The sequence below is a fragment of the Bartonella sp. AP36NXGY genome (genome assembly GCF_042195865.1).
Lineage (GTDB): Bacteria > Pseudomonadota > Alphaproteobacteria > Rhizobiales > Rhizobiaceae > Bartonella.
On sequence record NZ_JBHIPD010000032.1, the window covers coordinates 1 to 9,201 of the forward strand.

The following is a 9,201-nucleotide window of genomic DNA, read 5'->3' on the forward strand; positions in this document are numbered from 1 at the left end:
TCCATTGGCAAGGGATAAGCTAGGCAGCCTATCATCATGAGCAGGGCAACGGGCTGTTCCATAACGCCCATGCCAAATACCACGCAAGGCACGTGTGATACCTTGCGCATTCTTAAAAGAACACATCATTTTAAATCCTATAACGTTGCGTCATAGGACGGATTGTGCTATCTCTAGGGTGATGAGTTTGAGAAAGCCTTGTCCGTCCTTACGCGACAAGGTTTTTTTATGCCGCGTCACTTTGACGTTGCTGTTTTGCTTGCTCGATGACATTGATAAGATCCGATTGTAACCAACGGGACAAAAAACCAAATTTTAAAGGTTTTGGGAGAGAGCCATTGGTTACATGACGGCGGAATGTTGAGACACTCATATGAAGCAATTTTGCACTTTCACGGTCTGTTAAAAGAATATCATTTTCTGTCATTCTAAAATCCTTTCACTATAAAAATGGTAACAAATCATAACTATTTATTAACCACATTTTGGTTCATTTAGAAAGATGTTTTATTCATAGAAAACAATATTTTATCATACAATTTCTGATGTGATACGTTATGAGTCTTATTGAGAGAGAATGAGAGAAAAGAGAGCTAAAGTTATCCACAGATAATGGGGTTATTCACCCCATATCTTAAGATTGACCCGTGACATAAGCCGCCCATTTATCCATATAAACGCGGCGCTGTTCTAAATAGTCAGTCCGACGATAGGCACGCTCTACTTTACCGCCGACCGTATGAGCTAAAATAGTTTCAGCGACCTCATAGGGGGCATCGGTTGTCTCAGCGAGCCAATTGCGTAAACTAGAGCGAAAACCATGGGGGCATGCTTCAATTTTATTTTTTCTCATATACCAAGCCATCATCGTATGTGAAAGAGGACCGCGACCGGTAGGAGAAAAAAGAAAATCACTTTTAGAAATACAACGAGCTTGTTCAATAATTTTCAGCGCTTCTTTTGATAAGGGGACGCGAAATTCTGTTGTAGTATCACGCTTTCCTTTCATATTTTCAGCAGGAATTGTCCAGACATCATCTTCAATTTGACCTTCACGAATATGACGCAAAGGAAAAGTACGAACTCCTGTCAAAATAAGCAAACGCAAAGCCAGTTGTGTTAGGATTGTTGTTTGGCAAAGTGTTTTATAAAAGGCAGGGACCTCTTTCCAATCCATTGCGGGCATGTTTTGCGTTTTATGACGTTGTTTGCCTAAGAGAGCACGTGCTTTTTCTGTTGCTTGTAAATCAACATCCAATCCTAGTGCAGCCGCATGTTTGAGACATATATTAAGACGATTAAGAGCTCTATTAGCTGTTCCAGCTTTTGTATGCCAGATAGGAGCAAGAGTATTGCGTATCTCAGTTTGGGTAATTTCTGAAACGGGTAAACAGCCTAATTTGGGGAGAATATGAAGACGTAATGGTAAAAACCAATGTCCGTCTTTTCCATCCCCTTTTAATTCAGCTTTACGACTTTCAAAAGCATCCACGGCAATATCTTTTAAATAATGGAGATTGCTTATTGCTTCACGCTTTTGTTTATTGCGTTCTTTAATAGGGTCACGACCCTCATGCAAAACAGAACGCCATTGATTTGCCAATTCACGCGCTTTTTTTAAAGAAACGTTTCGCAATGCCCCCAAGCCCATCTCACGACGGCGCCCATGAATGGTATAACGGTAAATCCATTGAGCACCTCCATCTTTACGCTTGTGAAGTAACAAGCCGGCACCATCGTTATATTTGCCAGCCCCTAATGTTGCAACAGATCTTGCATTAAGACGGTTCATAAGAGCCATTTTAAGTCCTTTCTTATACAAATTTTATCCACACACTCATCCCACTTGCTATGTGCAAACGAGTGGTTTTGATTGATTCAATATAAACAGATTTGAAATAAGAGAATCTTACGTTATTCGGGTCTTTAACTCAATATGAATAACGCTAGATTATCATTATAAATCAATAGCTTGTCACCAACTCACAAGCTTACGAAACAAACCTTCATGAGAGAGATCAGATACATTGCTGTCTTTCTCTAAACGTTCATCATCATGCATCATTCTGCCATCCATGAGGTACTCTCATATTCCGTTCTGCCGCTATAAGCTGGTCGCTTTTGTATTTCTTTTGGTGGTTTGTATGAAATACACATCAGTCCAAAGGCATCTGCCCCATGACTGGACCAATCATGCTCTGCTCCCAAGCCAATATTACGCTTCTCATCCCATTTCTCGTGATACCAGTTCAGTGCCTTACGTCCTGCTACTGTCGTCTTCTCATTAAACCAAACAGAAGGCAAAACACGGCGGACTGTTTCTATACGTATCTTAACAGCCCCTGCTCCCTGATTAGGGATAACTTTTGTTTGAAAGCCTGCCTGTTTAAGAGCGCTCTCAAAACTCACATTGTGTACACGGTCTCTTGTTGCACCATCATGGGGGAGAACCATCAATGCCTTCTCATAGCCATTCTGACGTAACCAGCCTATGTGCTCGGATAATGGCTGTCCCTGTGCTTCGTAATAATTAAGCACTCTAATTTCTCGCCCCACAAACTGTGCTATCCATATCGCCGTGGCATCTGCCTTGGCGCCTGTCCCCCCAATATCCCAAAAAGCACGTATTTGCATTAAAGGGTCACGAGCAACACGCCCTATCCGCCCCTCCTGCTCGGCTGCCAACATCTCTTTCTGATAATAAGCGCCTTGAACCGCTGTAAGATAAGCCCCTTCCCAGATATGCTTATAGGTCTCTGGACGGTTTCTCAGATCATCAAGCCGCGCTTCATTCAAGATCTTAGGAAACTTCGGATTATCTGACCAATTGATCTCTACACGCTTAATGGCTTCATTGTCTGAAAAGCGAAACCGCTTCTCAACGGGGGCATTCTCTCGCAACGGGTTCCATGTCACCCATAACTCTGCTCGCCACCCCTCGCCTTCTTCACGCAACGTTGGAATAAGCGTCTGCCAAGCCGTCTCTGTTACCGGCTCTGCTTCATCAACCCAACAAAGCAAAATGCGCCCCATCGATTTAATGCTCGCAATATTACGGTCCAGACCAGAAAACTGAAAGGCTACGCGACCATCTATCGACTTAATCGACGATTCCCCAACCTTGTAATAGTCCTTTAAAAAGTCATGCGCTTCAATGGCGCGCTTAATCTCCTCCAATGAACTTTCTGCCAAAGAATTCTGAAACTGACGTGCACAAAGTATAGTGCCCGATATCCCTTGCATACCAAATTGATAGCCTTTTAAAGCAGCCATCAAGGCAAATGATCTTGTCTTTCCAGACCCTCGTCCACCCCAAGCAGCACGCACCAAAGCCTTATCTGTAAAAATCGGTATAAGCTTTGGAACAATACTAATCTGTCGTGTTGTCATTGACCAAAGGCGCGATTTCTACACGCGTTATCACCTTAATGGCTCCCCCATCTTCACCTGTTACCTGTAAAGGCAACACCTTACCAAGCAACGCTAAATAAGCAGCGGGGCATTCCATAGCCTGCTTTTCCAAATAAGAAATCAAACCATCCTTGCCAATTTTATTCCCAGCATTCTCAGCAGCCTTAACCACTGCTTCTTTTAAAATGCGCGTCATCTTATTCGGAACGCCTTTGACACGCCCTTGACCTGCCTTTGGGGGTATACGCTTTTTAATGGGTTGTGGAGCCTGATGTGTATTTTCTGATGTCATAAAATACGCCCTCCAGATAATAAAAAACCCCGCATTTGCGGGGATTTTGAACTGTACATTTCCCTCTCTAGACACAATACACCTAAGTACAGCAATGTCATTAAATACGATTTGCTACACTTTGTCAACACTAAAATAACACATATTGATAATTTCAAAGGGAATCGGTTAAACAGCGCTTATAATAATTTAGGGATTTAAAATGATGAAATCATTATTCATAACACGCATCATAACATTTATAGCTTTCTTTTCTATATCAGCGCTACCTGCATCAGCGTCATTTGGATTTATAGACAAATTGACGCGTATGTTTACAAGTGTAGATACTAAAGAGAAGTATAATCAACTTTACAACAAATACGTAAGTGAATCATATATTGGCTCTATGCATTCTGAAAAGATACGCAAAGCAGAAGAACTTTCACTCATCATGGGCACAGAATATTCGTTTTTTAAACAGGAATATATATTGTATCGTCACATATTAGTTGTTGGTTGTGCATCCATTGTGAGTATATTGCGGGGTGATTATAATAAGGAGATGTCGCAAATGGATCTACCCAATGTAATAAAGCGTTTACGCGATGAATATGATTGGAGTGAAAGCGATTTGATGTGGGCATACGACGTGGTCAATGATAACGAGGATCCAATGATTTATTATGCAAAAAAATTTCTTAAGCGTTACGATTTCAGAAAAGAACAAGTAAATAACCTAGTATATCAAGTGAAAACAAATGATCATAAAGGTTTAAAGGAATCCATTGAATTTTGCAGAAACTTACAAACGATATACAATATAATGAAACCGTAATAGAGATTGTCATTTACGATCAAAATGTTTCTGAAGAGCATTAAGAGAAACACGTAATGAATTCACAAGATATGGTAGCATTTGATCTTCTACCACGAGGTACTGTAGTGCTGCATAAAGATTATACTGTCTATAGAGGCATTGGGCTTCTTTTAGTGCCTCTTGCGTGTTTATAAACTGCTCTGTTGCAAATGCTACCCATTTATCTCTTGCTTTGTCATCAGTAGATGATGGCATTTCGTCATAAATCGCATTAGGCAAGCCCTTTGCACAAAGGTAATCGTTTCTTACTTGTAGATATTGTTGCGCGGCATCATATTGCTCTTGAGTAAGCACGCCTTTTAAACAAAGTCGCCCTATATAAGTACCAGAAAGTGGATTTTTTGCCTCCTGTAGCGTTAAACCGAAGCGCTTTGCACGTATCTCTATTGCCAATTTATCAACGGCTTCACGCGGTGCTTTTGCACGTGATATACGTCCGTTTGGTTCTCTTACCTGCCCTGCTATTTTAGGGCGTCCCCTTTTTTTATTTTTTTTCATAACACCGCCTTTTATTTAAAAAGGAACACTGTCATTCATAACGGTATGGGGCGTATCAAGAGGTCTGTAAATGCTTCTGTCATAAGCAGATGACTGATCTTGATTATCATCATTTTTGCCATCTAAAAGCTTTAACTCGCCTTTGTACTGAGGCAATATGACTTCTGTTACATAGCGATCAACACCGTTTTTATCTTGCCATTTACGGGTTTGTAGTCGCCCCTCGATATAAACTTTGCTGCCCTTATTCAGATACTGGAGAGCTATTTTTGCAAGATGTGGATTAAACACCACAATGGAATGCCATTCGGTTTTGTCTACTTTCTTATTGGTTGCCTTGTCTGTATAGCTCTCAGACGTTGCCATTCGAAAATTGACCACCTCGATGCCAGATGACATTGTTTTGCTTTCTGGATTAGCACCTAAATAGCCAATTAAAATCACTTTATTAAGCATGTTTGTAAGTCCCATTAAATGATGTAAAGATCATAACATGTTTTATGTGTTTTTACAATGTTTTCAGTTGTCTAATAACAATTATTTAAAGTGTTACATTATGTTCTAAATCACTAAAGCGTGTAAAATCGGATTGAAAGGCAAGGGGAACGATTCCTGTCGGACCATGGCGTTGTTTTGCTATAATAACCTCGGCTTTACCCTTGGCTTGCTCCATTGCCTCTTGCCATTTGTTATACTCAGCAGTGCTTTCTTTGGGTTCTTCATTTTTGAGATAATATTCTTCACGATAAACGAACAGAACAATGTCGGCATCTTGCTCGATTGAACCAGATTCACGTAAATCGGAGAGTTGTGGACGTTTATCGGTTCGGTTTTCAACTTGACGCGAAAGTTGTGACAGAGCAATGATGGGAATATTGAGTTCTTTTGCAAGTGCTTTTAATCCGGTGGTAATAGCTGTAATTTCTTGAACGCGATTTTCTAATGAACGCTTTGAACCGCTTGTCATGAGTTGAATATAATCAATAATCAAGACATCTAGACCATGTTGTCGTTTAAGACGCCTTGCACGAGCGGACAATTGTGCAATAGACACCCCACCCGTTTGATCAATATAAAGAGGGATTGTTTGTAAAGAACGCATTGCGTGAATAATTTTTGCAAATTGCTCTTCTGAGATATTACCACGGCGCATATCAGAAGAAGAAACCTTTATTTGCTCTGAGATAATACGAGTTGCAAGCTGTTCAGTTGACATCTCAAGTGAAAAGAAACCAACAATACCCCCTTCATTGGCTTGGCTGTTATCACGCTTACGAGCATTGGCAATATTAAAAGCAATATTGGTAGCAAGCGATGTTTTACCCATCCCAGGGCGCCCCACAAGGATAATCAAATCAGATGCTTGTAATCCCCCCATTTTCTCATCAAGTGTTTTGATATGGGTAGCTATCCCTGAGAGCCTTGAAGAACGCTTTTTCGCAGCGCTTGCCATGTTAAGTGCTTTTGCAATGGCTGTATCAAAATTTTCAAACCCACCCCCATATTTTCCTTTTTCTGCTAGCTCAAATAACTGATTTTCAACAGTTTCAATTTGTTGTGATGTTGTAAGTTCTACAGAAACATCATAAGCTCTATTCACAACTTGAGTGCCAAGGTTAATTAAAGAGCGTCGGATAAACAGATCATAAATGACACTCCCATAATCTTTAGTATTAATGATTGTTACAGCTTCTTTAGCTAAACGCACCACGTAATTATATACAGTGATGTCACCAATTTTCGCATCATTTTCAACAAAGGGCTTAATAGTAATGGGATCTGCAACTTTTCCATTTTGAATAATTTGTGAAATGATATCAAAAAGCTTTTGATGCAACGGTTCAAAAAAGTGCTCTGCTTTTAAAAAATCAGAAACGCTATCAAGAGCATTATTATTGATAATGATAGCACCCAGCAAAGCTTTCTCTGCTTCAATATTATGGGGTAGTTGACGAAAAGAAGATTGTTCTTCTGTTTGAAAAGAAGGTAATTTAACAGCGTTCATTTTATTCATTATGATTTAAATTGATTTGATAAATGATAATTATAAATCACTGAATCTACAGTGTGAATCCCATTTTTATTTTACTTAACAGCTTGCTTTTTGATACGTTTTGTGCAATAAAGAGATGTTCTTTTATATTTCGATTGGTTATTTTAATCGTTTATTTAGATCGCTAGCTGTTTTGATAATAAAAGCCGTGTCTTAAAGGACGCGGCTTTTTTTTATTCTATCTTTTAGACGCCACAGCCGCTTTAATCAATTCCTCTACAGTCTTTATCTATCTACAAAAGGATATTAAACCTGTAGAAATCTCTTTTCTTCCTGTAACCCATGCCCCCAAAATAAGTTGCGTATCTCCAAAAACACGCGCCCTGCCACCAATAATTGCCTTTCCATAAGCACGTACATTACCGTAAACCTTCGCAAACCCATTAACACACGCCTCATCACAAATTATTGCATTTTCAAAAACCTTCGCATGCCCCCAAACCATAGCAGCATTATAAACCTTGGCATCATCACCAACCCAGCAATTGCCATCATGTGATAAGTTGTATTCACTTTCAATAAAGCCCCCTAAATCTCCTTTTTTAACACTTCCAAAACTTCTTAAAGCTTTAATGCGATAAAGTGTTCTAACTCTACCATAGAGATGGTCTTTAACTTCTGTAGTTTCATTAGTAAGTTCATATTTTTTGGATACAGTTTTAGTGGTCATAGGTAGCTCCCTAATCTAATATTCAAACAAATTTTTAAATGAAATGGTTATAAGGAGGCGCCCCCGCACCGCCCTATTGTTTAATTAAGCAGCTTCTTTTTCACATTCTAAATCGTCATCATTTTCCGATTCAAGATCAGCATCATAATAGTCTTCAAAATCATCATAATACTCATGACGATAATAATCATCTTCACTACCAAATTCGGGATATGCTTCATTCCAAATATGATCATCTGCTGTTAAAGAAGCGGCGCTATGAACATAAGAATCTCCTGAGATAAGAGCACCACATACAACGGCATCATCGAAAACACGCGCGTCATCACAAATATAAGCAGCACCGCTTATTTTTGCATTGCCTCCAACATGAGCATTATCACAAATGACGGCATCATCAGAAATATGAGCATGATCAGTTACATAGGCATTATCATAAATCTTTGCATTGCCTTCAATTACAACAGCACCTTTAATATGAGCATTCCCATAAAGACGCGCATTGCCTCCCATAAAAATAGCTTCAAAAATAGCATTCCCATAAATTTTTGCATTCCCACAAACGTCTACAAAAAAGCTTCTTACTTTTGCATTCCCAGAAACGCGGGCATTTTGAAAAACGCGGGCTTTATCATATACCCAGCACGTACCATAATGCGATAGGTTGCTTTCATTTTCTATAAAACCACCTAAATCCCCCGCCTTGACATCTCCAAAATCTTTTAAGGCGCGTATACGGTATAATGTGAGACCAGTCATATGATCTATTTCATTAGTCAATTCATATTTTTTGGATGGTTTTCTCTTTTTAACTGTAGCTTTCATGCTAGTAATCCTATTCGTAAGAAGGTTTCTATTGACACCCTATAAGGGCGTCGGGTGCTAGAAACACGGCGAATAGTCCGCTGTGTGCTTTCCCCTAAAAAGGGTATTGTATAACACACTACACCCGACATAAATCGTTATATGCCAATGATAGCATAAAAGAAAGTCAGTATTTTAAAAGGCATGGGAGAGGCTGTATCGTAACCTATCCGCTATTCGCTAAGTGTTTCTACACACTTGACGCCTTTCTAAACGAACCTTTCCTTAATGTCAATACGTATTTTTTATTTTTTTCACTTTTTTTCATTTTGATACCTACCTAATTGAATACCAAGTGCTTTCTCTAGCTCGTTGTCTATATCATCATAAGTTTTCACTGCTTTAACTGTACGTTTTTTGATTTCCCTATTCACCTCGTCTATCAACGCTTCGCAACTCAATACGCTTCTTGGCAAATCACCACCGTATATCCAAGCTTTCACTTGCGCCTTGGTACTGTAATCAACATTCTCAGGCATCTCATGATACTGACCACCGTCAAATTCTTCATATTCTCTTGTACCATCATCATATTCGTAAAGATTGTAAAAATA

Annotated in this window: 11 protein-coding genes; 1 reads left to right on the forward strand and 10 read right to left on the reverse strand. The window is 39.4% G+C overall.

What is annotated here, in order from left to right; all coding sequences use genetic code 11:
• Nucleotides 1-226: 226 nt before the first annotated feature.
• From ACFINX_RS08740 to ACFINX_RS08755, 4 genes are all read right to left on the reverse strand, one after another.
• Nucleotides 227-427: an AlpA family transcriptional regulator gene (locus ACFINX_RS08740; RefSeq protein ID WP_011180791.1), complete on the reverse strand. Its 201-nt coding sequence runs from the start codon at nt 425-427 to the stop codon at nt 227-229.
• 207 nt (nt 428-634) lie between these two features.
• Nucleotides 635-1,801 (reverse strand): tyrosine-type recombinase/integrase, encoded by a 1,167-nt coding sequence (locus ACFINX_RS08745; protein ID WP_375668680.1) that lies wholly within the window; start codon nt 1,799-1,801, stop codon nt 635-637.
• A 260-nt stretch (nt 1,802-2,061) separates the two neighbouring features.
• Complete coding sequence (locus ACFINX_RS08750) at nt 2,062-3,390, reverse strand: PBSX family phage terminase large subunit (RefSeq protein ID WP_375668681.1); 1,329 nt, start codon at nt 3,388-3,390, stop codon at nt 2,062-2,064.
• Nucleotides 3,371-3,703 carry a hypothetical protein gene (locus ACFINX_RS08755; protein ID WP_375663005.1) on the reverse strand — a complete coding sequence of 111 codons (333 nt, stop codon included), beginning with the start codon at nt 3,701-3,703 and terminating at the stop codon, nt 3,371-3,373. Before ACFINX_RS08755 ends, ACFINX_RS08750 begins: the two co-directional genes overlap by 20 nt.
• A 202-nt stretch (nt 3,704-3,905) precedes the next feature.
• Between ACFINX_RS08755 and ACFINX_RS08760 the strand changes: the two genes are divergently transcribed.
• Nucleotides 3,906-4,520: a hypothetical protein gene (locus ACFINX_RS08760; protein WP_375610919.1), complete on the forward strand. Its 615-nt coding sequence runs from the start codon at nt 3,906-3,908 to the stop codon at nt 4,518-4,520.
• Between the two features lie 9 nt (nt 4,521-4,529).
• Here the strand turns inward: ACFINX_RS08760 and ACFINX_RS08765 are convergent, their stop codons facing one another.
• From ACFINX_RS08765 to ACFINX_RS08790, 6 genes are all read right to left on the reverse strand, one after another.
• Nucleotides 4,530-5,060 (reverse strand): hypothetical protein, encoded by a 531-nt coding sequence (locus ACFINX_RS08765; RefSeq protein ID WP_375668682.1) that lies wholly within the window; start codon nt 5,058-5,060, stop codon nt 4,530-4,532.
• A gap of 15 nt (nt 5,061-5,075) precedes the next feature.
• Nucleotides 5,076-5,516, reverse strand: coding sequence for a single-stranded DNA-binding protein (gene ssb, locus ACFINX_RS08770; RefSeq protein ID WP_375668683.1), 441 nt, complete (start codon nt 5,514-5,516; stop codon nt 5,076-5,078).
• 85 nt (nt 5,517-5,601) lie between these two features.
• Nucleotides 5,602-7,065, reverse strand: coding sequence for a replicative DNA helicase (locus ACFINX_RS08775; protein WP_375668686.1), 1,464 nt, complete (start codon nt 7,063-7,065; stop codon nt 5,602-5,604).
• Between the two features lie 277 nt (nt 7,066-7,342).
• Nucleotides 7,343-7,783 (reverse strand): hypothetical protein, encoded by a 441-nt coding sequence (locus ACFINX_RS08780; protein ID WP_375612653.1) that lies wholly within the window; start codon nt 7,781-7,783, stop codon nt 7,343-7,345.
• Between the two features lie 84 nt (nt 7,784-7,867).
• Nucleotides 7,868-8,608 carry a hypothetical protein gene (locus tag ACFINX_RS08785; RefSeq protein ID WP_375668684.1) on the reverse strand — a complete coding sequence of 247 codons (741 nt, stop codon included), beginning with the start codon at nt 8,606-8,608 and terminating at the stop codon, nt 7,868-7,870.
• 293 nt (nt 8,609-8,901) lie between these two features.
• On the reverse strand, nt 8,902-9,201 hold a 300-nt coding region (locus ACFINX_RS08790; RefSeq protein ID WP_375668685.1), incomplete at its 5' end, for a hypothetical protein.

What these genes read in the sequence shown, in the direction of transcription:
- ACFINX_RS08740 (WP_011180791.1), bottom strand. Translation starts at nt 427, where the DNA reads ATGACAGAAAATGATATTCTTTTAACAGACCGTGAAAGTGCAAAATTG.
- ACFINX_RS08745 (WP_375668680.1), bottom strand. Translation starts at nt 1,801, where the DNA reads ATGGCTCTTATGAACCGTCTTAATGCAAGATCTGTTGCAACATTAGGG.
- ACFINX_RS08750 (WP_375668681.1), bottom strand. Translation starts at nt 3,390, where the DNA reads ATGACAACACGACAGATTAGTATTGTTCCAAAGCTTATACCGATTTTT.
- ACFINX_RS08755 (WP_375663005.1), bottom strand. Translation starts at nt 3,703, where the DNA reads ATGACATCAGAAAATACACATCAGGCTCCACAACCCATTAAAAAGCGT.
- ACFINX_RS08760 (WP_375610919.1), top strand. Translation starts at nt 3,906, where the DNA reads ATGATGAAATCATTATTCATAACACGCATCATAACATTTATAGCTTTC.
- ACFINX_RS08765 (WP_375668682.1), bottom strand. Translation starts at nt 5,060, where the DNA reads ATGAAAAAAAATAAAAAAAGGGGACGCCCTAAAATAGCAGGGCAGGTA.
- ssb (WP_375668683.1), bottom strand. Translation starts at nt 5,516, where the DNA reads ATGCTTAATAAAGTGATTTTAATTGGCTATTTAGGTGCTAATCCAGAA.
- ACFINX_RS08775 (WP_375668686.1), bottom strand. Translation starts at nt 7,065, where the DNA reads ATGAACGCTGTTAAATTACCTTCTTTTCAAACAGAAGAACAATCTTCT.
- ACFINX_RS08780 (WP_375612653.1), bottom strand. Translation starts at nt 7,783, where the DNA reads ATGACCACTAAAACTGTATCCAAAAAATATGAACTTACTAATGAAACT.
- ACFINX_RS08785 (WP_375668684.1), bottom strand. Translation starts at nt 8,608, where the DNA reads ATGAAAGCTACAGTTAAAAAGAGAAAACCATCCAAAAAATATGAATTG.